Below are 26,448 nucleotides of genomic sequence, written 5' to 3'. Positions count from 1 at the left end.
ACAGTTTGAAGTCCGATCGGAAGACGGCTACGCAGCGCCCTAGATAGTAATGAAGACCCTGTCCAGCGTTCGAAAAGGTCCTTTATTACTCCCCTGCGGCCGACATAGCGTCGACTCGACATGTACAGATTGGGGAAACAATGAAGTACTCCACGAACAGGCCGGGCCGGCGAGCCACATCGCTGCTCGGCGTCGTAGCCCTGCTGCTCGGACTGTTGGCCATCACCCCGGCACCAGCCTCCGCAGCGGACAACCTCATCACCAACGGCACCTTCAACAACGTGAACCCGGACACGGGCCTGCCCGCGGGCTGGACCACCTGGGCCCCGGCCGGAACCACCACGTTCGCCGTCGAGCCCACCGCCGGACCCGTCGGCGACCGCGCCCTGCGGATCTCCGCGGAGCCGGCCACCGACCTCACCGCCCGGCGGGCTCTGGTGCAGCACATCGCCATCAGCGACGCCACGCCGCGCACCCTGCAGCTGACCGGCTTCATCCGCGGCGAGAACCTGGCCGCCACCAACTGGACCTCCATCCGGGTCCAGGGCCGCGACGCCGCAAACAACGTCACCATTCCGATGGCTTACCACGGGCGCAGCAGCGGGACCTTCGGCTGGACCGCGGTGGAGGCGCTCATCTCCGTCCCCGTGGGCACCACCAAGCTGATGGTGGAGCCCATGCTCGACCGCTCGGGCGGCAGCGTCTGGTTCGCCGACCTCTCCCTGCACGCGGTCGACGACAGCGCCGCCGGGATCCTCAGCGCGCAGCCCCACCCAAGGGGCGCGGCGGCCGTGGTCCTGCAGTGGGACTTCCCCGGCATCGACGCCGACCGTTTTGCGATCCACCGGGCCGAGGGTGACCAGGCTCCCGCCGTCGACGCCGACTCCGTGATCCGGCACTCCTTCGCCGACCGCGTCGCCGACGAGACCGTCACCGCGGGCACCACCTACACCCACGTGCTCGAGGCGCTCGCCGCCGACGGCTCCCCCCTCGGCGTGTCCAACGCCGTCACCGTCGCCATGCCCGACGAGGTGGTCAACCGGCAGCTCATCAACGTCATGAGCGCCTTCGCCGGAGCCGACGGCGTGCGCGTGGACTGGAGCCTCAACGACGAAACCTTGGCTACCGGCGACGTCACGCTCCGCGCCGGAGCCAGCGCCGACGCCGAACTGGCCGACGTCCTCACCGTCCCCGCTTCCGACGGCGGAGCCACCCTCCCCGCCGGAACCGGTCCCTACCTGGAACTGGTCCAGGGCGGCGAGGTGCTCGACTACACCGTCGTAGGGATCGCCGGATACCCGCGCGCGATGGTGACCGACGACGGGCTCGCGGACGTGCGGGATCGGATCGAGTCCGACCCGACCACGAAGGGCGCCTGGGAGGACCTGCTGCTCCGGGTGCGCGACAACGGCTACACCGGCGCCGCCTCCCAGATGTACCGGGCACGCGACGCCGCCTTCGCCTACGCCGTCACCGGTGACGAGGCCTACGCCGAGCAGGCCCACGCCTACACGATGGCCGACGCCGGGTTCGTCACCTGGTACGCCACCAACAACGGCCTCAACCTGGGCCGGGCGCAACTGCTGCTCGCAGCCATCTACGACTGGGGCCACAACGGCTTCTCCGACGAGCAGCGCGCCGACATCCGTCGCCTGATCTCCGAGGCCAGCGACATCATGACCGCCGACAACCACGACAACCTGGAGGGCCCGGACAAAGCCAGCAACTGGGTGGGCGTGGCGTCGACGACGGAACTGGCAGCACTGCTGGCGGCTCGCGGGGACGCCGACTTCGGCCTCAACCACGAGCGCATCAACTACCTGTCCAACCTGGTGCGCCAGCACGTCCAGCAGGGCTACACCGACACCGGCTACACGCAGGAGGGCTGGGACTACTTCCACTACGCGGGCCTGTACATGTTGCCGTCGGCCTATGCCGCCATCGGCTCCGGCCACGTCAGCCTCGCCGACGAACTCGAACGCCCCGAGTGGTGGAACCTCGCGCTCCACACGCTTTCGGCGCGCGAGACCCTGGACATGGCGCAGTGGGGCGTCGGTACCCCGCGCAACCAGACGCAGGGCATCATGCCACTGCTGTTCCCCCTGACGCCCGAGGGCGCCCTCCCCGGACTGCAGTGGACCTACGACGCGACCCGCGGCCTGGGCCGCAGCGACGGCCCGATCTTCGACGGCGCCCACAACGCCTACACCGTCCTGCTGTACCCGGGCGGCCAGGGTGATCCCTCCGAGATGACCGCCGATGAGCCGCGGCGGGCGATCATCGACGACAAGCCCGGCTTCTACGAGTTCCGCAATGCCCACACCGGCGCCGACGACGTGCTGGCCACGCTGAACAACCGCAACAACCAGCACAAGGGCTGGGCCGGGTCGGAGACCTTCGGGCTCTCGCTCATGGGCTTCGACACCACCTGGGCGCTGATGGCGGGGAAGGGTTCCGACCCGAACCTGTTCTCCATCCCGCTGGTCGACGGCCGGATCCAGACCCGCGGGCAGTACAGCACCCCCGACGGCCAGGGCGTCACTCTCGACTCCCGCGCCTACCCGGGACAGGGCGGAGGCTACGTCCACCTGGACGGTTCGCTGAACTACGAGCTCGACTCGGCCATCAGGCAGGCCGTGGTGGACATGAGCGACCGGGACGTGACCGTGCTGGCGTTCAAGGACACCTTCAGCGACGCCGAGTCCCACACCTACGACTGGCAGGTTCACCCCGAGGCCGGTGTGACCATCGACCTCGCTCACCCTTCCGGCGCCGACTTCGTCCTCACCTCCGACGGTGGTGCCCTCACGGGCTGCGTCGCCGGGGATGGTGAGGTCTCCGTCGTCAACGGGAACCTGCGGGTCACACAGGTGGGGACTGACGCCGACTTCAAGATCGTGATGGCGGTGGCCGCAGAACCGGTGGCCATCGACTGCACCGACGCCGGCGCGGTGACCGTCGACGGCCGGGTCCTGGATCTGGACGACCTCGGCTCCTACGCCCCCAAGCCGGGCCCGCAGGGACCTGGCTTCACCCCGCCGGGCCTCGCGGTCCGCCCAACGCCGCCTGGACCGTTCGCCACTCCCCCCGGGCACGCCGTGCGTGCCACCCCCCACGAGGAGCAGTAGGCGCGGCAGGCATGAAGAAGGGCGGCCCCGGATCTGATCCGGGGCCGCCCTTGTTCCTCTTCCGATGATCGAGTAGGAGCGCGCGAGCGGCTCCTGGTCTCGACACGCCGACTCGTCCCTCGTCGGCTACTCGACCAACGGAGAGCCCCCTCCCGCTGATCGAGTAGGAGCCCGCGAGGAACGAGCGGCGACCCCTCCCGCTGATCGAGTAGGAGCCCGCGAGGAACGAGCGGCGACCCCTCCCGCTGATCGAGTAGGAGCCCGCGAGGAACGAGCGGCGACGTGTCGAGATCACACCCGCGCGAACAGTGGGATTCCAGAACGCAAACACGGCGTGTCGTGGACAACCTCCGTCCACGACACGCCGAGTTCGCGTCTCCTGGTCTCGACACGCCGACTCGTCCCTCGTCGGCTACTCGACCAACGGAGAGCCGGCTACTCGACCAACGGAGAGCCCCAGTCCCAACGGTCTCGACACGCCGACTCGTCCCTCGTCGGCTACTCGACCAACGGAGAGCTGGCCACTCGACCAACGGAGGGCCCACCCTCCCGCTGATCGAGTAGGAGCCCGCGAGGAACGAGCGGTGACGTGTCGAGATGAGACCCTCGACCAGCGGGACGCGTCAGAGCATCTGCGTCACTGGGGCGGCGTCCATGTCGTCGAAGGCCTGGTTCTCCCCGGACATGGCCCAGATGAACGAGTAGGCGCGCGTGCCCACGCCGGAATGGATCGACCAGCTCGGGGAGATGACCCCCTGCTCGTTGCCGACGACGAGGTGCCTGGTCTCGCTGGGCTCCCCCATGAGGTGGATGACGCGCGCGTCGTCGGCGACGTCGAAGTACAGGTAGGACTCCATGCGCCGGTCGTGGGTGTGCGCCGGCATGGTGTTCCACATGCTGCCCTCGGCCAGCGTGGTGACGCCCATCATGATCTGGCAGGTCTTGACCTCGCCGTTGTAAAGCAGCTGGCGCAGCGTGCGCTTGTTCGACGTCGCCTGCTCGCCCAGTTCCAGCACGTTGCCCTCGTCGGGGCCGACGAGCGTGGTCGGGTAGGCGGTGTGCGCGGGCGCGCAGTACAGGTAGAAGCGGCCCGGCGCCGAGAGCACGACCTCACGCGCGCCGCGGCCGATGTAGAGCAGTCCCTTGCGGGGGACGGTGTAGGTGGTGCCGTCGACGGTGACGTCGGCGTCCTCACCGATGTTCACGATCCCCGCCTCGCGGCGGTCGAGCAGGTGCTCGGTGTGCAGGGCCTCCGGCGTGGGAAGGGTCAGCGGGGAATCGCCGGGCACGATGCCGCCCATGATGATGCGGTCGTAGTGGCTGTAGACGAACTTCGCCTCGCCGTCGACGAACAGGTCCTCGACGAGGAACCGCTCGCGCAGCTCGGCGGTCTTCATGGTCGCGACGTGCTCGGGCGCACAGGCGTACCGGTTCTCCATGGTTGCTCCTTGGTGTTGGTTGGTCATCGGGCGAGCCAGCCGCCGTCGACGGCGAGCAGGGCACCGTGGACGTAGGCGGAGGCTCGGGAGGCGAGGAACACCGCTGCGCCCGCCAGGTCGTCGGCCTCGCCCCAGCGCCCCGCGGGGATGCGGGCCAGGATGCTGGCCGAGCGGTCCTCGTCGGCTCGGAGGGCGGCGGTGTTGTCGGTGGCGAAGTAGCCGGGCACGATCGCGTTCACGTTGATGCCGGCAGGGGCCCATTCGTTGGCCAGTGCCTTGGTGATCCCGGCGACGGCGTGCTTGCTGGCCGTGTAGGAGGCGACGTTGATGCCGCCCTGGTGGCTGAGCAGCGAGGCGGTGTTGATGATCCGCCCCCCACCCGCTGCCTTCATGACGCGTCCCGCGGCCTGGGCAAGGAAGAACAGGGACTTCTGGTTCACCTGCACCACGTCGTCCCAGTCGTCCTCGGTGAAGTCCATGGCGGGGGCGCGTCGGATGATGCCGGCGTTGTTGACGAGGATGTCGAGGCGGCCGAACTCGCCCGTGGTGCGCTCGACCAGCTCCTGCAGTTCCTGGGGCGTGGCCACCGAGAGGTCGCACACCAGCGTCAGGGCGCGTCGGCACAGCGCGGTCACCGCCTCGGCGGTGGCGGTGGGCGGTTTGGTGGACCCGACGAGGGCGACGTCGGCGCCGGCCTCAGCGAGCGCCACGGCCATCGCCTGGCCGAGTCCGCGGGCTGCGCCGGTGACCAGCGCAACCTGCCCGTCGAGTCGGAATGCGTCGAGGATCATGATTCAACTCCGTTGGTGGACTGTCCCGGGTGCCAGTAGGACACCCACTGGGGGTCGTCGCGGCGCTGCAGCGCCTCGAGGTAGAAGTAGTCACCCCAGAGATTACCCTCGTCGACGCCGCGGCCTCCGGCCTTGAAGTAGACGCCGTGGCGCAGCAGGCAGGTGGCGGGTTCGGTGTCATGGGTGGAGTAGCTCTCGATGAGCGAGTCCAGGATGCGGTCTGCTGCCTGGCGGTACCGCTCCTCCCCCGTCGCCTTCGCGATCTCGACGAGCCCGCACACGGCGATCGCGGCGGCCGAGCTGTCGCGCTCCTCGTCGTCGCCGTCGCCGAACACGAGGTCCCAGTAGGCGACGTCGTCGGCGGGCAGGTGCGCGAGGAAGTAGTCGGCTGCGCGGACTGCGGTGGCCAGCAGGCTGGCGTCACCGGTGTGCAGGTGGTTGAGCGCGAAGCCGTAGATGGCCCAGGCCTGGCCGCGCGCCCAGCAGGAGTTGTCGGCGAAGCCCTGCGCGGTCGAGCCGTGTAGCGGTTCCCCCGTGGCGACGTCCCAGTGGAAGGTGTGGAAGGTGGAGCCGTCCTCGCGGACGATGTGGTCGCGCAGGGCGCGGGCGTGCGCGGCGGCCACGTCGGCGTACCGGGGCTGGCCGGTGACCTCGCTCGCCCAGTACAGCAGCGGCATGTTCATCAGGCTGTCGATGATGGCCCGGCCCTGCTGGGCGACGTCGGACAGGTCGCCCCAGGACTGGATGATGCCAGCGGCCGGCAGCAGCCTCGTCATGAGGTGGTCAGCGGCGGCGAGCGCAGCGTCCCTGGCGGACTGGTCCCCGCGGTGGCGCCACGCCGGGATGCAGGCGAGGCTGTAGAGGAACCCGAGGTCGTGGTGGTCGATGTGGACCCGGCGCTCCATGCGGTCGACGAAGCTCGCCACGTGCGCCTGGGCCGCGTCGTGCCAGGCGTCGTCATGGGTGAGTTCGCCCGCCAGCCAGAGCATGCCCGGGTAGAAGCCGGTGGTCCACTCGGTGTTGCCACCCTCCGGCTCGCCGAACTGCGCTGCCCGCAGCGGGTACACATCCCCGGAGGTGCAGTCGTCGGGGTAGCGGAGCCCGAAGTCGGCCACGAGTCGCCGGAGCGTGCCGAGGGCCTCCTGAACGGGCGGGGGCACAGCCTCCGAAACGGGTGGCTTGGCGACGGATGTGGTCACGATCTCTCCTGCAGTTGTGTCGGGTTCGGCGTGGGACTGGTGGTTGGCGCGACGACTCACGTGGGCGGGGCGGTCCGGGACGACCCGCAGGACTCGCGGATGACCAGGACGGGGCGCAGCTTGACCTGCTCGAGCGGTGAGGACTTGCCGCCACGGAGGCGGCGGATGATCACGTCTGCGGTCATCTGCCCCAGTTGGTACTTGGGGGGCGCGACGGCGGTGAGCGGCACCGCCGCGAGGTCGGCGGTCTCGTCGTCGTAGGAGACCATCGCCACGTCCTCGGGAACCCGGACGCCGCGTCGGCGCAGTTCGTTCTGCAACCCCATGGCCTCGCGGTCGCCGAAGGCGAGCACAGCCGTGAGTTCGTCGCGCTGCAATGCGGAGGCGGCCGCCGAGATCTCCTGGGCCGAGGCGTTCTGCCCGAGCGGCGGCAGCGGCAGTTCCCACTCGCACGGCTCCAGCTCCAGGTCCCGGCACGCGAAGCGGTAGCCCTCGACCACGCCGTCGGTGGTGTTGGTGCCGGTGCGGTAGACCAGCGCGATCCTGCGATGGCCGAGCCGGTGCAGGTGACCGATGGCGTCGTAGGCCCCGCCGGTGTGGTCGCTGACGACGTGCTCCATGACGTGGCTTGGGCCTGCCCAGGCCACGCTGCGTTCGGCGAGCACCACCGGTACGGGGAGTTCCCGCAGTTGGCGCAGCAGCTTGCGGGAGCGCTCGCCCTCGGGGAGCGTGGGGGTGAGGATCAGGCCGTCGACGCCGGCCTCGAGCAGTGTCTGCAGGGCCTGGGACTCGCGGTCCGGGTCCCACTCGTAGGTGGCGAGCAGCGTCGAGCCGGAGCGGGTCGAGGCCAGCTGGTCCTGGATGCCCTGGATCACGCGGTCGTAGTACGCGCGGGTCTCCGGCACCATCACACCGATCAGGTAGCTGGACTTCTCACGCTTGGCCACCCAGGGCTCGACGAAGCTGCCCGCGCCGCGCTGGCGGCGGATCCAGCCCTCGTCGGTCAGCAGCTGGAGCGCGCGCCGGACGGTGGTCAGCGACATCCCGGTGGCAGCCATGAGCTGCTTCTCGGTGGGGATCTTCGCGCCGACGGCCCAGGCGCCGGCCCGGATGTCGCGGCGAATGGTGGCGGCCAGGCCTTCGTACTTCAGGTCGTTCGACGGCACCCGCATGGCTTCGACGTCGGGTCCGGAGAGATCGGGGCTCACGTCGTGGCTCCTTCACGCAGGCGGCTCCGGACCCAGTCGAGGCCTTCCCAGTCCTCGCCCGCAGCGGCCAGTTCGGCGAGCAGCAGCGCGGCCAGTTCGGACTCCAGTGCGGGGTCGTCGAGGGGGTGTTGTTCGTAGGGGTCGGACTCCAGGTCGATCAGCACTGATTCAGTGGCGCCGTCAGCCTCGCGGACGACGACGTACTTGTGCCGGTGCGTCCGGACTCCGCGGGCCCCGCTGGACCGGTCATCCACTGGCCAACGGTAGTACAGCGACACGTCACGCGCGTCGTTTGCGACGGTCCCCAGAAGCTGGTCGGAGACGTCGCGGCCCTGCATCATCGCCGGCGCGGCGAGCCCGCACAGCCCCAGCAGGGTGGGTGCGATGTCGACGCTGGTCAGCATCGTGTCGGTGGTGCCGGCCTCCAGCCCGGGCACCCGGATCAGGCATGGGAGCCGCATGGACTCCTCCCACGGGGTGTTCTTGTAGATCTCGTCGTGGCTGCCCAGCTGCATGCCGTGGTCGGAGCTGAACACGACGATGGTGTCGTCGGCCAGCCCGAGCTCGGCCAGGCGGTCCAGCAGCCTGCCCACCTGCACGTCGATGCACTCCACGGCGGCGAAGTACTGCGGGGCGATGCGGGCCGCCTCCGTCCCGGCCGGGGAGTCCAGCCGCACGTTGGGCCGCACCAGCAGGGACTCGGCGGGCCGGCCCTCGTAGTGTTCCAGGGGCGCCCAGTCGGGCAGCTCGTCGAAGGGCTGGTGCGGCGGGTTCCACGACACCATCAGCGCGAAGGGCCGATCCCGGTCCAGGGCTCCCAGGTAGTCGAGCGCGACGTCGGTCTCGTGCTCGGCGGACCACTGGGCCACGTCGAGGCGCTGCTCGCGGGGCGAGTCGGTCTCCCAGTAGTGGGGGGTCAGGTGGTGGTCGTTGCAGCCGTGCCCGTGCCAGAACTGGAACCCGAAGCGACGCTCAGGGGGCGACCAGGCGTCCCAGACCTTGCCGTCGGAGCGCCTGCCCTCCCCGTGGATCTCATCGTCGGGGATCACCGGCTGCTCGAGGTGCCACTTGCCGATCATCCCGGTCTGGTAGCCGACGCCCGCCAGGACGCTGGCCCAGGTCTCCTGCCCGCCGCGCAACCCGACGTCGGGCCGCGAGTCGTTCACGTTCCGGGGCACCCCGTTGAGGCTGGGGTGCCTGCCGGTCATGAGCATCGCTCGGTGCGGACTGCACACCGGGTAGCAGCTCACGGCCTGCGTCAGCATCAGCGACTCGGTCCGCAGCCGGTCCAGGTTCGGGGTCCGGACCGGGTCGTCCTCCAGGCACATTGCCCGGAACTGGTCGGAGAGGATGAACAGCAGGTTTGGGCGCTGCACGGTTACTTGCCCATCCCGACGGTGAGGCCCTGCGTGAGGCGGCCACCGATCCACATGTACAGACCCAGCATGGGCAACACGATCAGGCAGATGCCGGCGAACTGGGCACCCCAGTCGGCTCCGGAGTAGGTCTGCTGCTGGATGAACGAGATCAGCGCCACGGGAAGCGTGTACTTCTCCGACGACTGCAGCAGCGCCATGGCCAGCAGCGTCTCGTTCCAGTGCGAGATCACCTGGAGGATGAACGCGGTGAGGATGCCGCCCTTGGCCAGCGGCAGCGTGATCCGTAGCATCGACGTGATGGGGCCCGCGCCGTCGATGGCCGCGGCCTCCTCCACCTCTTCGGGGAGGCTGCGGAAGAACGCGATCAGCAGGAACACCGTGAACGGCAGCGAGGTGCCGATGTAGACGATGTTGAGGCCGATGAGGCTGTCGGTCAGGTAGAACTGGTTCAGCATGACGAACAGCGGGATCAGGATGACCTGCACCGGGATCCCGAGGCCGATGATGAAGAACATGGTCAGACCCCTTGTGAGGGGCGTGTCGACGCGGGCGAAGTAGTACGCGGCCGGAGCGGCGATGGCCACCGTCAGCGCCGAGGAGACCAGCGTGGTCACCGTCGAGTTGATGACGGCCGGACCGAAGTTGCCCTGGGTCCAGGCGCGGGCGTAGTTGCCCCACTCGATGGCGCTGGGGAACCCGAACGGGGAACCCAGGATGCTGCGCGTGTCGCGCAGCGACTGGACGATCACCCAGATCAGCATGAGCAGGCCGAGTGCCACGAACAACCAGACCAGGGCGATTCCGACGGTGCGCAGCGGTGAGCGCTCACCGCGCATGGCGGGGCTGCCGGAGCTGCGGTTCGGAATCCGCGCGGGACGCGCAGGTGCGAAAACAGACATTCTTCCTGCTCCTTAGAACTCGATTGCTTCGCGTCGGGTCACGCGGCGCAGGAGGACCACCAGGACACTGATCAGGATCAGTGACACGACAGCGCTGGCGGTGGCTCGCCCGAAGTTGGGGATGGAGTTGCCGCTGAAGGCGGTGACATAGGTGTAGACGGCCACGGTCCAGGTGTCGATCGGGGGTGCACCCTCCGCGGCGACGGAGCCGCCGAAGAGCCAGACCACCTCGAAGATCTTGATCGAGCTGATGGTCCACAGCACCGCACAGGTGGCGAACACGTCCCAGGTCAGGGGCAGGATCAGGTAGCGCAGGCGCTGCCAGCCGTTCACCCCGGCCAGGGCGCAGTCCTCGAACAGGTAGTCGGGGATGCGGTCCACGCCGGCCATGATGATGGTCGTGTAGTAGCCGGTGGAGATCAGCACCATCGTCGCCATGATGAGCGGGAAGATGTTCTCCGACGCCAGCCAGGCCGGGTGGTTGTGGATGCCGAAGAAGTCCAGGATGGCGTTGACCAGGCCGTTGGGGTTCAGCAGGAATCCCGCGAGGACGCCGAAGACCAGCGCGTTGACCAGGTGCGGGAAGAAGATGACCGACCTGACCAGCGACTTGCCCTTCATGTTGCGCAGGACCAGCGTGAGGGCGAAGGCCGTCACGAAGATGATCGTGCCCACCACGAACAGCAGCAGCAGCGTGTTCTTGAACGAGTTGAGGAACAGTTCGCTGCTGAGGATGTGGCGGTAGTTGTCCACCCCGACCCATTCCATGGGGCCGGCGCCGGACCACTTGTGGAGGCTGATCCAGGCGGCCGCGAGAGCGGGGCCGATGAACAGGACCACGTAGAACAGCAGCGCCGGGGACACCAGGGGGATGAACAGCTTGCGCCGTTGCCGGTCCAGCAGGTTCCTGGGAGCGTTCGACGGCCGCCGTCCGCGAGGGCGCCGGGGCAGCCCCGGCCCGCGGCCCCGGCGGCGGGGCAGGGCCGCCTCCGGTGCCGCGGGCAGGGCTTCGGTGGTGGTGGTCACGAGTTGTTCTTCCAGTAATCCACCGTGGCCGCCTTGAGGGTGGCGATGTATTCCTCGGCGGTCAGCTTGCCGGTGATGAACTCGTTGCTGCTGGGGAACAGGACGGTGTCGACGTAGGTCGGGAACATGATGCCGTCGAGCTGCTGGTAGAGGCCTTCGGCGGCGTCGATGTCGTCCTTGATGCCCTGCAGGGTCGGGGAGACCTCGGCGTCGCTGCGGATCGGCAGGACCTTGGCCTCCACGCCGGCCGCGTCCTGGTACTCCTTCTGCAGCACGCTCGCGGCGAACTGTCCGGCCCATTCCTTGTTGGCGGACTTCTCCGGGATCACGAAGCCGACGTAGTCCGCGCGGGCGTAGTGCTTGTCACCGTTGACCGGCATGGGGAAGGAGGCGAACTCGAAGCCCTCGTCGACGTAGGTGCCGGTCTCCGCGGGGATCCAGGAGCCGTTGAACAGGAGCGCTGCCTTGTGGGCGCCCCAGGCCTGCTGCTGGGCGGGGAACTTGCTGGCGCCGTAGCCGTCGATGAAGTAGCCATTGGTCACCAGGGATTCGACCCGCTTGGCCGCCTCGAGGACCTCGGGTGCGTCCCAGCCTGCGCCGGAGGGGTCCTCCACCAGCGAGTAGAAGCTGCCGGGACCGTTCTCGCGGATGTACTGCGTGACGAACCAGGCTGCGTTGTAGCCGCCGATGTCGCCGTCCTGGGCGAGTGGGGCGACGCCGTCGGCCTTCAGTTGCGCGAGGGCCTCGGCGAACTCGTCCCAGGTCTGGGGCGGGTTGGAGGCGAACTCCGGGTACGCGGCGGCGTCGAACCAGATGGCGTCCGAGCTGACGGTGTAGGGCAGGAGCCACGGCTTGCCGTCGACGACCGTGCGGCCCTCGATCAGGTTGCGCTCCCCCACGAGGTCCTTCACGGCCTCGCCGTCGACCTCGCTGTCGTAGACCGCGGTCAGGTCGGCGGCCTGGCCGGACCCTGCGAACACCGGCGCCAACTTCAGGAAGGGCGAGTCTGCGATGTCGGGGACCTTGTTGGTGTTGAGGGCGGGGATGAGGCTCTGAGTCACTCCGCGGCCCTGCCACTCGACGTTGACCTTGATCCCGGTCCCCGCCTCGAAGCCCTCGATGGCCTGGGCAATCACCTGCTGCTGCGGCTCGTCCTCGTTCCACATCGACCAGTAGGTGATGCTCTCGGGCTTCTGGGCGGCTCCGTCGCCGGCCTCGGCGTCAGCACTGTTCCCGCCGCTCCCGCACGCGGTCAGCGCGAGGGCCCCACCGGCAATCACCGTGGCGAGGATGCGCCTGGCTGCACTTGTCTTCATTAACGTCTACCCCTCTGTAGAAAGTTCAAGTCCGTCGTGGACCCGCCCATTCAAACCTTGGGGAAAGTAAGTAAACAAGTAGTAATCAGAAGTATCTTCGCAATCTTTGCGCTTCGGGCTTTGGCTTCGGTCAGTCGGGGTACTGCGCAGCACCGGTTCTCGGCACCCTGGGGCCTCTCGGGTGGACTCACACGCCCCGCGCCCTCGACGTTGACCAGCGCCTGTTCGCGGTTGACCAGCGTTGTTCGTCGCCACCAGCCCTAGAGCGCTGGTCGCGACGAACAACGCTGGTGAACGCGCAAGAGGGCTGGTCGACTGACAATAGGGCTGGTCGGCGCTGGCACCCAGCGCGGCGACCCGACCTGCGACCCGCGCGTCCACGGACCAGAGGGTCAGCCGCGCAGTGAACTCGCACGGATCTGCAGCACCGGGTCCAGCGTGATACGGCCGTGCTTCATGGTCTGGCCTCGCGAGCGCGTCGCCAGCAACTGGCCGGCCCAGGTGCCCAACTGTTCGGCGGGCTGCTCGACCACCGTCACCTGCGGCTGCACCATGGTGTTCCAGCGGTGGTCATCCACGCCGACCAATCCCACCTGCGGGCCGATGGCCATCCCCATCGCCTGCATGGCCACGAACGCCTCCGCCGTCAGGGTGTTGGTGGTCGCGAATACGGCATCAACTCCCGGGCGCTTGCGCAGGAGCTCGCGGATGATCGCCTGTCGGCCGTCGTGGAAGGCCAGGTGCGCCACCCATTTCTCCGGCAGCGGATGCCCCGCCTCCGCCATCTTCTGGCGGAAGCCCAGTTCGCGGTCTCGCATCGGGGAGAGTTCGACGGTGTGGCTCAGGATCAGCGGCTTCGTGCGTCCCTGCTCAAGCAGGTGCTCGGCTGCCATCCGGCCGATGAGCACGTTGTCCACGGTCACGGCGTCGCCGGAGAAGTCGTTGACGCGCCGGTCTATGGTCACCACGGGTATGCCGAAGCGCTCGAACACGCGCAGCTTGGTGGCCGGTGAGGCTGCGGCGATCAGCACCCCGGAGACCTGGTGGGCTATGACGGTGTCGATGGCCGCCTTCTCACGGGCCAGGTCCTCCTGCGAATTGCACAGCACCACCGAGTAGCCCTCCGCGTTCGCGACGCGTTCAAAGGCGTCGACGACCTTCACGAAGAACGGGTTCTGGATGTCGGGAACGATGGCCGCCCACAGATCCGACTTCTGGCGGCGCAAAGCCCGGCCGGCGCCGTTGGGACGGTAGTTCACCTCGTGGACCGCCGCCTCCACCCTTTTCACCAGTTCCGGCGCCACCTTGGGGTTCCCGTTGAGCACCCGCGACACCGTCGCCACGGAGACGTTCGACGCCCGCGCCACGTCGGCGATGGTGGCCGCCTTCTGGTGGTCGACCGTTTCAGCCATCGGATCCACCGCCTTCCATCGCGACCCAGCCGTCCTCAGGGGTGAGCGTGCCGGACAGTCGCCACCGCGCACCGTCGCCGACGACGACTGAGCGCAACCCGATGCTCCCATTGTGGCAGCGTGCGCGCACGCCGTCGGGTGAGGCTTCCACCTCGCCCCAGCCCGTGCCCGTCAAGAGCGGGAGCGTGCCCTTGCGCGCGGCCCGGAAACTCCCGTCCAGCGCGTTCCAGGCGAGCCCGAGTTCCGCCTCCAGCACGCTCCAGCCGGCCATGGCTCGCGCGTAGTGGTCCCCGCACTCCACCTCGTTGAACGGGTTGCGACGGCGTCCGTCGTGCCTTTCCCAGAGCGCACCCAGGATGCGCTCGGCCTCTTCCCGGAGACCCTCCTGCAGGCAGTGTGCGGCCACCTGGTACTCGACGCCGGTCCAGACCTCGTCGCAGTACAGCGTCGGCACCTCCGGCCGCCCCCCGTTGGGCCAGGTGCACATGACCAGTCCGGACTCGCCCGCGACGGCATACGGCCGCTGGGCGAACCCGGTGGTCTCGACACGCGGGACTTCGTCGCCGCTACTCGACCAGCGGTGGTCGTCGCCGCCACTCGACCAGCGGTGGTCGTCGCCGCCGCTACTCGACCAGCGGTGGTCGTCGCCTCTACTCGACCAGCGGTGGTCGTCGCCGCTACTCGACCAGCGGTGGTCGTCGCCACTCGACCAGCGGTGGTCTCGCTGATCGAGCAGGAACCCGTGAGCGGAGCGAGCGGGAGACGTGTCGAGATCCTCGTCGCCGCCACTCGACCAGCGGATCTCCCCGAAGTTCCACCGCACCACACTGCGCAGCGCCGTGCGCACGTGCTCCTCAGGAAGCAGGTGGCCAAGGTCCAGCGTGTGCGCCCACCACTGGCCGATCAGCTGGTCGGAGAGGCACCCGATCCCCCACTGGTGCTCCTCGGGCAGGTCCGGATCCGGCTTCTGCACGTAATGTTCGCCGTCGAAGCACTCCTCGTCGTAGCGGGCCGACGACGTCTCGAACCGTCCCCGCCACTCGGACGCGCGGCCATCGTCGCCGACGATGCGCGCCAGCTCCTCCGCCGCGCGCAGTGCCGCCAGCCAGTACGTCCCCATGTAGGTGTTGGTCCCGTGGAGGCCGATGTCGTGGGTCGAAGGCTGGATGCCGGACAGCAGCCCCGTGCCCTCTGGATCCCATTTGGCGACGATGTGGTCCATGAGGGCGCAGACCTTCCCCCACCGTCGCCGCACCCATGCCACGTCGACGGCGCCACGCCGCAGCTCACGGTAGGTCTTCAGCACCGCCCCGCACATGCCGTCGAGCGCGGCCTCGACGGGCCCGCCGATCGGGCCGTCGCCGAACTGCTCGAGGTAGGGCGGCATGAACACCCGGTGCGGCAGTGCGCCTGACGGTGCCTGCATCACGTCGAACTCCGTCTCGCGCATTGATCGCTCGAGAGAGGGGAACAGTGCCGAAGCTGCCATGGCGTAGTTCCAGACGTGGGTGCAGTTCAGCGGACAGGACCCGCCGACGTCACCCGACCACATCCCCGTCGACGCACCCAGCACGCCCTCGAACCCGTAGAAGGCTCCGTCGTGCGTGCGGAAGCTGGTCGGGGTTCGCAATGGCACGGGCTGGGTGGCCAGGTGGGTTCGCCAGCGGGCAGGCAGGTCCAGCCGATCCATGGCCGAGGTCCACGCGAGCGTCGAGTCCCAGTGCCGGTCCCATGCCGCGAACAGGTCGTCGGCCACCTCGACGGCGTCGGCCCAGCGCGACGCGTAGTGGTTGCCGAGCCAGAACCGCGTCGCTCCCAGTTCGGGCCGGTCCGGCCCGAACTGCACGAAGTCAACCATCCGATTGGGGAAGTACCAGGCCAGGACGAACCGCACCGTTCGCGACTCCCGGGGTCCCAGCACGGTGTGGCCGACCAGCGCCCCCAGCCAGGTGCGGCCAGCGGGCGACGGTCCGTATCGAGGCGACGGCGAACTGTTCTGAGGCGCCTGCACCGACGGCGCCGCCGCGGCCCGCGTGTGGTCACCCCAGGGGGCCAGCAGGCGAAGGAAGTCGACGAGTTCGCGCGGGCGTTCGTAGCAGGGCAGCGCCACCACTTCGTCGGCGAGGCACCCGAGCACCAGCTGCCCGGCCCACGGCGAGGAAGGGTCGAGGCTCGGGTTCTCCATCACCAGGTCGACGCGCCCGTCCCGCCGTCGGCGCATCGTGTTGACGTTCCCGCCGTAGCCAGCCGCGCGGACCCCCTCGGGGTTCAGGTGCGGATCCAGCCCGACGGCGTTGTGGACGCTGTGGGCGAGCCACGCCTGTGTGACGGTGTCGGTGTGGTTGGTGAGCGTGACGTCGAGCAGCACCGCCGGGTAGCCCGAGGCGTCGGCGTCGCCCGGGGTCATCGGCGACGTCGCCCGCACCACCACACTGACCGGGCCGCCGGTGTGGTGGGCCACCTCCGCGACGGGGTAGGTGCCCGTCATCACCGTGGAAGTCCCACCGAACTCCGCAACCAGCTCCCGCTGCCAGGCGGGCACGAGATCGTCGTTGAACATCGGCACAGCGGGCGTGCCCAGCGCCCCGCCGTCGGACCGGGCGGCCTGGAGCACGATCGTCTGGTCGTGGATCGGCTCGTGCTGGCTGGTTCGCAACGCCATGAAGGTCCCGGGCAGGTCGCCGCGGTGGTTGCCGACGTTGTGCAGCTGGATCTGGCGCCAGCCGCCGTCGGAGCCCAGCGCCATGGACCCCGTCCCGATCCCGCCCAACGGCATGGCGACGGCGGGGTGCTCGCCCGGGGTCCACACCACCTGGTCGTCGAGGGAGTCCGCCGGGCTCACTTGAGACCGGCCATCTTGATGTTGCCGATGATCTGGCGCTGGAAGATCAGGAACAGGATCACCACGGGCGCCGCGGCCAGGGTGGACCCGGCCATCAACATGCCGAGTTCGCTGGAGCGTTCTGAGCGGAAGGTGGTCAGGTACTGCTGCACCACGTAGTTCTCGGGGCTCGTGATGGTCATGATCGGCCAGACGTAGGAGTTCCAGTACGCCAGGAAGGCGGTGATGCCCATCACCACGAAAGGCGGTTTCGACAGCGGCAGGAACAGGCGCACGTAGATCTGGAAGCGGCCGCAGCCGTCCAGCATGGCCGCCTCCTCGAGGCTGGCCGGGATGTTCAGGTAGAACTGCCGGATGAAGAACACGCTGGCAGCGCTGGCGGCCCCGGGCAGCACCAGCACCGCGAGCGTGTCGAGCATGTACAGGTTGGTGACGACGATGAAGCTGGTCAGCAGGATGGTCATGCCGGGGATGAACATCGTGGTGATGATGATCACCCACATCGTGCGCTTGAACCGGAACTCCAGCCGCGCGAACGCGTAGGCAGCGAACGAGTTCACCACCAGATGCAGCAGTGTGAAGAGGATCGCACCACCGAAGGTCCACAGCATCGTACGCACGAAGGTGGGGTCCGAGGCGATCTGGATGTAGTTCTCAACCAGCCAGACCTCGGGGAAGAACTGGAACGGGGTGGAGACCACCTCGGTCTTGGCCTTGAAGCCCGCGATCACCATCCACGCCAGGGGGAACAGTGCGGCCACGAGGAAGATGAGGCCGACGACGGCCTTGAGTACCACCCCGACGTACCAGCCACCGCTGCGGTGGCGGCGTCGCGCCTTGAACTTCTGCGGAGTGTCTTCGGCGCTGGCCACGACGGCGCGTTCCAGCGGTGCAGACGTTGTAGTCATCAGTCCACCAGCTTTTCGGAGTTGAGAACCTTGAAGATCAGCGCGGACACGGTGCCGAGCACGACGAAGAGCAGCAGCGCCGCAGCGATGGAGTAGCCCACGGCGATGTCGTTGCGGAAGTGGTTGAAGATGAACAGGTTGGGCAGCGTCGTCGAGTCCAGCGGCCCGCCCCCCGTCATGACCAGCGGCAGCTCGAACTGCTGGATGGAGGCGACGAATCCGGTGATCAGCAGGTAGAGGATCACGTTCTTCATCTGCGGGATGGTGATGTAGAGGGTCTTCTGCCACCAGTTGGCGCCCTCCATGGACGCGGCCTCGTAGAACTCGCCCGGGATGTCCACCATGGCAGCGACCATGATCAGCGAGGTGAGCCCCATCCCGAGCCAGATCGACGGGATGGCGATGGCCAGCAGCGCCCACGCCGGGTCACCCAGCCAGGCGATCGGCGCGACGTCGAACCAGTTCGCCAACAGGTGGTTCAGCAAACCGCCCGAGTAGTCGTAGATCAGGGTGAAAACGATGGAGGTGATGACACCGGAGATGATCGTCGGGATGTAGACGCTGACCTTCAGCACCGTGGCGAACTTCCGACCGACGCTCACCACCAGACTGGCGAAGAGGAAGGCGAGCACGAGCATGATGGGAACGGTCATCAGCACGAAGATGAAGCCGCGACGGATCGCCGCGAAGAACAGCGGGTCGCGCAGGACGTTGGTGAAGTTGCGCCAACCGACGAACTCGGCCGGCTTGTAGAAGCTCCAGTCCTGGAACGAGAGCACGACGGCCTGCGCGGTCGGCCAGATCACGAAGATGCCCAGCATTATCGTGACCGGAGCCAGCATCAGGAACGCCAGTGGCGTGTCGCGGTTCCGGCTCCTCTCCAGCCGCCGACGGTCGTCCCGGGCGCTGCGTTGGACCTCAGTCGTCGACATCTTCCTCACCTCTTTCTCACTTGGTTGTGCGATTCATCGGCCGAGCCCGACGCCGTCACCAGCGGTGGTCTCGACACGCAGCCTGCTCGTGCCTCGCAGCCAGCTACTCGACCAGCGGGGAGACGGGCCCACACCCCACCGCTGGTCGAGTAGTAGCCGCGCGAGCGGAGCGAGCCGGCCACGTGTCGAGACCTCTCCCGCTCAGCTCGTACCTCGCAGCCAGCCACTCGACCAGCGGGAAGGCGGGCCCACACCCCACCGCTGGTCGAGTAGGGGCCGCGCGAGCGGAGCGAGCCGGCCACGTGTCGAGACCTCTCCCGCTCAGCTCGTCGGGGCCTTGTCCGGCAGCTGGTCGCGCTCGATGACGGTCTCGATGGCGTCGGCAGCCGTCGCCAGGGCAGTGTCCACCGGCTGGGCGCCCTTCATGCCGGATTCCATCGCCGTCCCGACGGCCAGGGAGACGTCCCACGGGTACTTCGGCTCGGAGATGGCGTCGGGCGCGATCTCGTTGGTGACGATGTCGGACCAAGGGGCATCGCCGGCTGCCGGATCAGCGGCCACGGCCTCCTGCACAGACGGCCGCACGGACACCTTCGTGAACTGGGTGTTCACGAAGAACGGCACCAGGTTGGCCGGGTCGCCCGCGATGCACCAGGTCAGGAACTTGCCGGCCGCCTCGGCGTTCGCGGTCTTGGCGTCGACGACCCACTTGAAGTTGCCGAGCGTGGTGGCGGTCCGGTCGGAGCCGGGCGCCGAGGGGAACTTGCCCACGCCCGTGCGCGTCAGCAGGTCGGGGTAGTCGGAACCGATCTCCGACATCATCCAGGACCCGGACACCTTGAACGCGCACTTCTTCTCGCCGAAGTCCTCACCGGCGACGTATGGCGCCAGCGCCTGCTTGGCCATGTAGTCGTTGTCCCAGAGGGTCTTGTACGCCTGGATGAGCGCCGTGTACTCGGGGTTCTCGACGTCCGGCGCGGTCCAGTCCTCGGTGAGGGCGGTGTGGCCGGCGAAGTTGTACTGCTGGCCGACGGTGGACCATGCGAAGGTGACGGCGTCGGAGGCCGGAGAGATGCAGTAGGCACCCTCGGGCAGCGTCGGCTTGATCGCCTCGCACATCTCGAAAAGGTCGTCCCACGTCTCGGGGCCAACTTCCGGATCAAGGCCTGCCGCCTCGAGCATGTCCTTGTTCCAGAACAGCACCGTCTGGGGCTCCAGCAGCAACGGGTAGGCGTAGAACTTGTCGTCGATCGCCGACACCGGGAGGGCCGCGTCGATGATCTCGTCGAGCGCCTCCTGCGGCACGATGTCGTTCAGTTCGCGCAACTGGCCGGCATTGACACCGTCCTGGATTGCGCCGGGATGGGTGTACACGTCAGGCGCCTTGCCGGCGGCCTGGGCGGCCTTCATCTTCTGCTCCCAGGCGTCTGCGGGGACCTCGGTGTCGACCACCTTGACCTCGCTCTGGGCCTCGTTGAACTGCTTGACGATGTCCGAGTACCACTCGTTCTCGACCGGCGTGAACGTGCGATGCCAGAACTGGATCGTGACGGTCGCGGCTGCGGAACCGTCGCCGGTGGCACTGGTCTGCCCCGTGCCGGGATCCTGGGTGGCCGGCTCGCCGGGCGTGCCCGACCCACAGGCCGTGAGGACGGCTGCTGCGGCCAGGCCGGAACCTGCGCCCAGAAGCTGTCGCCTGCTTACGTTGAACCCCATTGTGTTGCTCCTTTGCGTTGATCCTGCAGCGGTGCAGGTTTCGGTGGGTTCGCCCCTTGTGGAAGGGCAATTCAGTTGTGGCGGTGCGGCTCAGCCGCCCCGCTTGACGAGGTCCATCGAGTACCAGAAGACCTGGTACGGGTTCCAGATGGACAAGGTGAAATAGACCCGCTCCCCGCTGACGTAGCGCGGGTTGGTGTAGGGCGCATACAGACCAGGGGTCTCGCCCTGGGTGGTGATGGTGTGCGGCTGACTCCAGGGCCCCCAGGGGGCCAGGCCCTCGAACACCACGGCGGAGCCGTTGTCCACCATCGTGGTGAGCAGCCAGCGTCCCAGGTGCTCAGACCACAGCACCGACAGCTCCCCGACGGACGCGTCCAGGACTGTCACCGCGTCGGACTCCTCCTTGGACCAGCTAGGGAGGTCGTCGGCGAGACCACTGAAGTACTCGTAGGCCCCCAGGTCCACGACGGCGTCCGCGTCCGCGCGCACGCGCATCAGCTTCACTCCCCCGAACCTGCCCGCGGGAATCCCCCACAGGTAGACGTAGGTGTCACCGGCCTCGACCACGTGGGCGTGGGCGAGCTGGATGAAGTTGGAGTCCCCTGCCCAGACAAGGCCGGGGATGATCTCCCAGGTCTGGGCGTCGTCGAGGGAGCGGGCGACGCCGGCGTGGTCGGCCGTCCAGGCCCCCGGTTCCCCCCAGTGGTGCACCGACATGTATCCCATGAACAGTGCGTCCCCGACGGCCCACATCTGGGTGGGGATCTTGGTGACCTCGCCCACCTGGTCGTTGGGCTTGTGGTCGCCGGGGATGACCTCCTTGACCTGCCCGAGGTCGTCCAGGATCCAGCCGTCGAAGGTGATGCCGTCGGCCGGATCGTCGTCGGTGGTGAAGGCGATGCAGTTGGACTTCCACACCTCGCCACCGGCCCCGATGGTGTCAGGGTCCCGGAGTCCGAAGTTGTCACCGAAGACGAAGTACGTGCGGTCCCCGACCGTGGTCATGTGTCCCAGGTCGGCACCTTCCAGCAGGTACTGGACGGTGTCGTTCATTGCACCCGGGCCGGTCAGTTGCGCCAGCTGGGTCACGGCGTCGACGCGCTCCAGCACGAAGTCGTCGCCGAGCTGCACGGCGTTGGGGATGCCCTCGCTCCCGCAGGCCGTGAGCAGGGGCGCGACGGCCCCAGCGGTCAGCAACGTTCGACGCGACACCATGTCACCCGAGCCTCGGGAGCCGCTGTTCGACCGGCGGGAGCGTCAGCGTCTCGTCGACGCGGTCCAGGTACCAGTAGGCAACCGATGAGATGTCGTCGCTTCGGGAGTTGTTGTGGCCGTGCTCGATCGTCACGCGCACCGACTCCTGGAAGGTGACCGGGTCCTCGATGTGGAAGCGGTACATGGACACCTGACCAGACCAGTTGGGGCCGCCCGGCATGGTGATGCCGTGGTAGGCGCTCTGGTAGGGCTCCGAGGGGCACCACGCGGTATTGAAGTAGTCCTCCGTGCCGGTGCCGTGGATCTCCGGCGGCCAGGGCTCGCCGTCGATGAAGATCATGTCGTCACCCTCGCCGTACCAGTTCCAGTCCTCGGTGTGGCGCAGGTTGGTGACGTTGAAGGTGCAGCCGACGTAGTGGCCGCGGCCCCTGGTCTCGAGGATGGTGTAGTTGCCGTCCCCGGTGGTGTTCTCGCCCCCGAACAGGAACTCCCCGTTGGAGCGGTCGCCCTGCTCCTCACCATCGGTTGGGTTCTCGCGGTGCCAGGAGGCGTGGAACCTTCCGATGCCGTCCTCCAGGGAGTCGAACGCCTCGTAGTCGATGTAGTAGTAGAACCACAGCACGAGCTCACTGCACTCGCTGGTCAGCTCGAAGCGGGCACCGTCGGCGAAGGGCATGTGGAAGAACGAGTTGAACGACTTGCCGTCCTGGGGACTCATCTGCAGCGGCAGCGACGCGAAGTTGGTGGTCTTCGCGTGCCCCACCCCGAAGAAGTCTCCAAGCGGCACGAGGACGCTTGGGTGCTCGTTCCCGTCCCAGAAGACGCGAAGCACAAGTTTGCGCAGGAAGTCGTTGTCGGGAGTGTTCGGATCAGTCGGCCCGGCTGGGGCGACGGTCATCCAGATGTGGTTGATGTCGCCGGCGCCGCTGATGTTGGCGAGCTCCACGGTGTCGCCGGGCCTGAGCGTCACCCTGTCCTCGTTGCCGCCGGAGCGGTCGTAGGAGGAGACGCGCCGACGGCGAGTGTGCCTCAGGCGCGGCAGATCACGGAGGCTGGAGCCGTGGTCCCCGTAGGAAGACGTCATCCTTGACTACCCTTCTTCGCATCCGCGGCACCAGCGCCGCAGGAAACTGTGTGAAATCGTTTACACAGATTATGCACGGTCCAGCCCGTTGTCAAGCGGCTCTGAAACTCCGCGAAAGAAGTTTCTCGAACACGTCTCGATACTCCAGAGTCCTTTACATGCCCACCCGCGCTGGTTACGCTCCACGGGCATGGCCTCCACGCCGACAGTGGTGGCGCGGCACATCAACTCAAAGGAGAAGCGATGGGACGCAACAGACTGAGTAATCGATTTATCATCCCCCTCACGGGCAGCGCCCTGCTGCTCTCCGGGATCGTTGCGGGGAACGTGGCGCGCGCCGACGAGCACCAGGGCCCGCCCATTTCGCCCGCGGTCCTGGTCGATGAGATCACCGGCAGGGACGCGGTCACCGACACCGCCGAGGTCTGGGACATCGGCGCCACCGACCTGGGTGTCATCTGGGACGACGGCAGCGAGAACGTGCTGATGGCGTTCGGAGACACGTTCTCCACCCCCGGCGGCGACGGCGCCGGCACCGGCAACTGGCGCAGCAACGTCCTGTTGCGCTCCTCCGACACCGACCTGACCGACGGCATGTCCTTCGACTGGGCGCTCACCGACGACTCCGGTCGGGCTGTCGAGATCATCGGCTCACAGAAGGTCCCCGGCGAGGAGCACACCACCATCCCGACGGCTGGCATCGAGGTGGAAGGCCGCCAGTACCTGGCATACATGTCAGTTCGTGAGTGGGGACCGCCCGGTCAATGGTGGACCAACTTCTCGCAGCTCGCCTACTCCGACGACGGCGGGCAGACCTGGTCCACCGAGGGCGCCCCGCGCTGGGACAACACCGAGGCCGACGACGACCCGTTCCAGATGGTCGCATTCACCCGCCATGAGGACTTCGTCTACATGTTCGGAACCCCGAACGGCCGCCTCGGTGCGGCGTCGGCGGCCCGCGTACAGGCGGACTCGATGCTGGACAAGGCAGCTTACGAGTACTGGGACGGCAGCGCCTGGACCGACGACTACGCCGCCGTCGAGCCGATCATCGGCCCCGCCGTCGCAGAGCTGTCCGTCCGCCACGACCCGGTCACCGGCCAGTGGCAGATGGTCTACCTCAACACCAACGCGGACCTGGTGCTGCGCGTCGGCGACTCACCGACCTCGTGGGGCGAGGAGCAGCTGCTCGCCTCCCAGCTTGAGCACCCAGGGCTCTACGGCGGCTACATCCACCCGTGGTCGGCCAGCGGTGAGCTCTACTTCGCCCTGTCCATCTGGAACCAGTACAACGTCGCACTCATGCACGTCACCCTGGATGAGGACGGCCAGGTCATCCGGCCGAACCTGATCCGGGACTCCTCCTTCGAGCAGAGCGACGCGCTGAACGTCCCGGGCGGCTGGACGCTGCAGGGCAACGGCGGGATCGACACCAACCAGGCCTGGGCCAAGATGGGCCGGCGCCAGTTCTGGGTGAGGAGCAACGCCGGAAGCCACGCCGTCGTGCAGCTGGTCGACGTGACCCCGCACACGCAGTACCGGCTGACCGGCTGGCTGCGGACGGGCGACTCGTCAGGAGGCGGCGCGGGAGAGGGCTTCCTGGGCGTCAGGCAGAGCGGCCCGGGTGGGGTCGTGGTGGCCGAGGAGACCTTCGGGGACCTCGACGGCTGGCACATGTTCGTCGTCGAGTTCGACTCCGGCACCCATTCACAACTCGAGGTCTACGCCGGCTCGACCATGACCGCCGACCGCTGGGTGCAGGGCGACAACATCAACCTCGTGGCCACGAGCGATTCCGAGCCGCCGACGTCGCCGTCGCCTTCGCCGTCGCCGTCGCCGACCGTGTCCCCGACGCCGACCGTGTCCCCGACGCCATCGCCGTCAGCCACGGCCAAACCCGTGGACCCTGCGGTGGCGCTGTACACCACGCCCGGATTCCACAACGTCAACGGCCGGCGCTGGATGACCGTGTGCGAACCCTATTCGGCTACGGTGAGGTGCTGGACCTACATCTGGGCCACCACGATCCTCCGCAGCGGCGACGACTACGTGAAACTCAACCAGTGGGTGTTCAACAATCTCACCTACGTGGATGCGCCGAAGTCACTGTGGGTGGGCAATCCCCTGGCGACGCCGGGCAGCTGGACCGGCGCGGATGGGCGTGCGTGGCGCACCGAGTGCAATACCCCCGCCACCGGCGGAAATGGTTGTCGCAGCTATGCCGAGGCCTCGGTGATCGAGCAGACAGCCACCGGGTACCGGACTGTCAGGAAGATGGTGTTCAACAACATCGTCCGGTTCCGCTGAGCTCCTGGAAGCTCGAGCGGGGCTACGGGGTCGGGCGTAAGCCCGGCCCCTTCGCTTGTCCTCGCCACCGGTTGGCGCCCTCGCCACCGGTCGGCGCCCGCGCCACCGGTCGGCGCCCGCGCCACCGCTACAGCGGTGGCGAACCCCGATAACGGTGGCGAGTGAGGCGATCGGTGGCGACGGCAGGATGCGGTGCCGCTCGTGTGCGCGCGGGTCCTTGTGGCGACCGAGGCGTGATGGGAGGGTTGACCCATGCCGCGCGTGATCACCTCCGAGCAGATGCGGTTGGCCGAGCAGCAGGTTCTCGACGCCGACCCCGACGTGGACCTGATGGGCCGAGCCGCCCGCGCCGTCGCCGATGCCGCCACTGCGTTCCTGTCCCCGAACCTTGCGCGAGCCGACCACCGCTTCCCTGCGACACCGCTCGAGTCACGGCCGCCCGACCTCGACCGACGACCAGCGGACGCGCCGAGGGGCCGGGTCCTGGTTGCCGTAGGCCCGGGCAACAACGGCGGCGACGGGCTGTTCGCCGCAGCCATCCTTGCCGAGCACCACGACGTCGCCGTCTGGCTGACCTCCAACCGCGCCCACCCCGGCGGTCTGGACGCCGCCAGGGACGCCGGCGTGCGGGAGGTGGATGCCGCCACCGCCCTGGAGGAACTCGAGGAGACCCACCTGGTGATCGACGCGGTGCTCGGGATCGGGGGGCGGCCGGGGCTGACGGGGGAGGTCGCGGAGTTCGCGCGCGCCTGTGAGTCCGCCCACGTGACGGTGATCAGCGTGGACCTGCCCAGCGGACTAGACGCGGACTCCGGTGACGTCCGGGGCGTCACCTTCCGCGCCCGACGAACCGTCACCTTCGCCGCTCTCAAGCCCTGCCACATCACGCCGCCGGCCAGTGACCGCTGCGGCCGCGTCGTCGTGGCCGACATCGGGATTCCCCTCCCCTGAGCCCTGCCGGGGAACGTTGGCGCGGCCCGATTAGGCTGGCGGGATGACCTCGCCTGGCGCTCTCCCCGGAAACCTGGACTGGAGGCCGGCCGACGACGCCGCCCACCTCCTAGCTGCCCCGACGGCCGCAGCCATCCGCGGTCTCGGGGCCCGCGTGGCCCCCATCGACCCGGAACTGGCCGACACCGCCGCGTTCTGCGAGGCCTACGAGGTCGAACTGGCCGAGTCGTCCAACTGCGTGGTCGTGGAGGGGCGCCGGGGTGAGCGCACGTCGCGCGCCGCGGTGATGGTTCTTGCCACGGACCGCGCCGACGTCAACAAGACCATCAAGAAGCACCTCGACGTCCGGAAGATCTCGTTCGCACCGATGGACACCGCCACCTCGCTCAGCGGCATGGAATACGGCGGAATCACGCCCATCGGACTGCCCGAGGACTGGCCGATCCTCGTGGACGAGAAGGTCGCGGCCTCCGGGTGGCTGGTCATCGGCTCCGGGATCCGCGGCAGCAAGGTCGCCATCCGCGGCACGGACCTGGCGCGGCTACCCGGCGTCGAGGTAATGCCGCTCGCCCTCTGAGCCACCCCGGGAACCACGGCCAGAAACTCCGTTTACTTTGCGCTCGAGTGCAAAGAAAACGGAGTTTCTGGCAGATCCTCACGCCTCCCCGAGTAGCCCTTCGGGTTGAGACCGGC

Annotated in this window: 19 protein-coding genes; 4 read left to right on the top strand and 15 right to left on the bottom strand. The window is 68.2% G+C overall.

Annotated features, from left to right (window positions below):
• Nucleotides 1–140 precede the first annotated feature (140 nt).
• Nucleotides 141–3,128 carry a hypothetical protein gene (locus tag LKO27_RS15415; protein WP_304650905.1) on the top strand — a complete coding sequence of 996 codons (2,988 nt, stop codon included), beginning with the start codon at nucleotides 141–143 and terminating at the stop codon, nucleotides 3,126–3,128.
• Nucleotides 3,129–3,751: 623 nt separating this feature from the next.
• Here LKO27_RS15415 and kduI read toward each other — a convergent pair.
• The 15 genes from kduI to LKO27_RS12805 all read right to left on the bottom strand — a co-directional run bounded on the left by kduI (nucleotide 3,752) and on the right by LKO27_RS12805 (nucleotide 22,497).
• Nucleotides 3,752–4,567, bottom strand: coding sequence for a 5-dehydro-4-deoxy-D-glucuronate isomerase (gene kduI / locus LKO27_RS12875; protein ID WP_227737921.1), 816 nt, complete (start codon nucleotides 4,565–4,567; stop codon nucleotides 3,752–3,754).
• A gap of 23 nt (nucleotides 4,568–4,590) precedes the next feature.
• Nucleotides 4,591–5,358, bottom strand: coding sequence for a 2-dehydro-3-deoxy-D-gluconate 5-dehydrogenase KduD (kduD, locus tag LKO27_RS12870; protein ID WP_227737920.1), 768 nt, complete (start codon nucleotides 5,356–5,358; stop codon nucleotides 4,591–4,593).
• The gene (locus LKO27_RS12865) at nucleotides 5,355–6,557 is read right to left on the bottom strand and encodes a glycoside hydrolase family 88 protein (protein ID WP_227737919.1); all 1,203 of its coding nucleotides are present in this window, start codon (nucleotides 6,555–6,557) and stop codon (nucleotides 5,355–5,357) included. Before LKO27_RS12865 ends, kduD begins: the two co-directional genes overlap by 4 nt.
• A gap of 56 nt (nucleotides 6,558–6,613) precedes the next feature.
• Nucleotides 6,614–7,765, bottom strand: coding sequence for a GntR family transcriptional regulator (locus LKO27_RS12860; protein WP_227737918.1), 1,152 nt, complete (start codon nucleotides 7,763–7,765; stop codon nucleotides 6,614–6,616).
• Nucleotides 7,762–9,141, bottom strand: coding sequence for a sulfatase (locus LKO27_RS12855; protein ID WP_227737917.1), 1,380 nt, complete (start codon nucleotides 9,139–9,141; stop codon nucleotides 7,762–7,764). The genes LKO27_RS12860 and LKO27_RS12855 overlap by 4 nt, the downstream gene beginning before the upstream one ends.
• Before the next feature lie 2 nt (nucleotides 9,142–9,143).
• A complete protein-coding gene (locus LKO27_RS12850) occupies nucleotides 9,144–10,043 on the bottom strand; it encodes a carbohydrate ABC transporter permease (protein ID WP_227737916.1) in 900 nt (299 codons plus the stop codon).
• A 12-nt stretch (nucleotides 10,044–10,055) separates the two neighbouring features.
• Nucleotides 10,056–11,069 (bottom strand): carbohydrate ABC transporter permease, encoded by a 1,014-nt coding sequence (locus LKO27_RS12845; RefSeq protein WP_227737915.1) that lies wholly within the window; start codon nucleotides 11,067–11,069, stop codon nucleotides 10,056–10,058.
• Complete coding sequence (locus LKO27_RS12840; RefSeq protein WP_227737914.1) at nucleotides 11,066–12,385, bottom strand: ABC transporter substrate-binding protein; 1,320 nt, start codon at nucleotides 12,383–12,385, stop codon at nucleotides 11,066–11,068. The genes LKO27_RS12845 and LKO27_RS12840 overlap by 4 nt, the downstream gene beginning before the upstream one ends.
• A 392-nt stretch (nucleotides 12,386–12,777) precedes the next feature.
• Nucleotides 12,778–13,797 carry a LacI family DNA-binding transcriptional regulator gene (locus tag LKO27_RS12835; protein ID WP_227737913.1) on the bottom strand — a complete coding sequence of 340 codons (1,020 nt, stop codon included), beginning with the start codon at nucleotides 13,795–13,797 and terminating at the stop codon, nucleotides 12,778–12,780.
• Complete coding sequence (locus LKO27_RS12830) at nucleotides 13,790–16,639, bottom strand: GH116 family glycosyl-hydrolase (RefSeq protein ID WP_227737912.1); 2,850 nt, start codon at nucleotides 16,637–16,639, stop codon at nucleotides 13,790–13,792. Before LKO27_RS12830 ends, LKO27_RS12835 begins: the two co-directional genes overlap by 8 nt.
• Nucleotides 16,636–17,547, bottom strand: a complete 912-nt coding sequence (locus LKO27_RS12825) for a carbohydrate ABC transporter permease (protein ID WP_227737911.1) — start codon at nucleotides 17,545–17,547, stop codon at nucleotides 16,636–16,638. Before LKO27_RS12825 ends, LKO27_RS12830 begins: the two co-directional genes overlap by 4 nt.
• Nucleotides 17,547–18,479: a carbohydrate ABC transporter permease gene (locus tag LKO27_RS12820; protein ID WP_227737910.1), complete on the bottom strand. Its 933-nt coding sequence runs from the start codon at nucleotides 18,477–18,479 to the stop codon at nucleotides 17,547–17,549. Before LKO27_RS12820 ends, LKO27_RS12825 begins: the two co-directional genes overlap by 1 nt.
• A gap of 321 nt (nucleotides 18,480–18,800) precedes the next feature.
• Nucleotides 18,801–20,195 carry an ABC transporter substrate-binding protein gene (locus LKO27_RS12815; RefSeq protein WP_227737909.1) on the bottom strand — a complete coding sequence of 465 codons (1,395 nt, stop codon included), beginning with the start codon at nucleotides 20,193–20,195 and terminating at the stop codon, nucleotides 18,801–18,803.
• A gap of 90 nt (nucleotides 20,196–20,285) precedes the next feature.
• On the bottom strand, nucleotides 20,286–21,413 hold the full coding sequence (locus LKO27_RS12810; protein WP_227737908.1) for a DUF4185 domain-containing protein: 1,128 nt from the start codon (nucleotides 21,411–21,413) through the stop codon (nucleotides 20,286–20,288).
• Between the two features lies 1 nt (nucleotide 21,414).
• Nucleotides 21,415–22,497, bottom strand: a complete 1,083-nt coding sequence (locus tag LKO27_RS12805) for a glycoside hydrolase family 172 protein (RefSeq protein ID WP_227737907.1) — start codon at nucleotides 22,495–22,497, stop codon at nucleotides 21,415–21,417.
• A 243-nt stretch (nucleotides 22,498–22,740) separates the two neighbouring features.
• Here LKO27_RS12805 and LKO27_RS12800 point away from each other — a divergent pair, with 243 nt between their 5' ends.
• From LKO27_RS12800 to LKO27_RS12790, 3 genes are all read left to right on the top strand, one after another.
• Nucleotides 22,741–24,804, top strand: a complete 2,064-nt coding sequence (locus tag LKO27_RS12800; RefSeq protein WP_227737906.1) for a DUF4185 domain-containing protein — start codon at nucleotides 22,741–22,743, stop codon at nucleotides 24,802–24,804.
• 252 nt (nucleotides 24,805–25,056) lie between these two features.
• Nucleotides 25,057–25,755: an NAD(P)H-hydrate epimerase gene (locus LKO27_RS12795; protein ID WP_227737905.1), complete on the top strand. Its 699-nt coding sequence runs from the start codon at nucleotides 25,057–25,059 to the stop codon at nucleotides 25,753–25,755.
• A gap of 43 nt (nucleotides 25,756–25,798) precedes the next feature.
• On the top strand, nucleotides 25,799–26,332 hold the full coding sequence (locus LKO27_RS12790; RefSeq protein WP_227737904.1) for a YbaK/EbsC family protein: 534 nt from the start codon (nucleotides 25,799–25,801) through the stop codon (nucleotides 26,330–26,332).
• Nucleotides 26,333–26,448 lie beyond the last annotated feature (116 nt).

Source organism: Tessaracoccus sp. OS52 (genome assembly GCF_020687685.1).
Taxonomy (GTDB): Bacteria; Actinomycetota; Actinomycetes; order Propionibacteriales; family Propionibacteriaceae; genus Arachnia.
The sequence above is the reverse complement of the archived record's forward strand: the minus strand, read 5'-3'. Positions and strand labels throughout refer to the sequence as shown.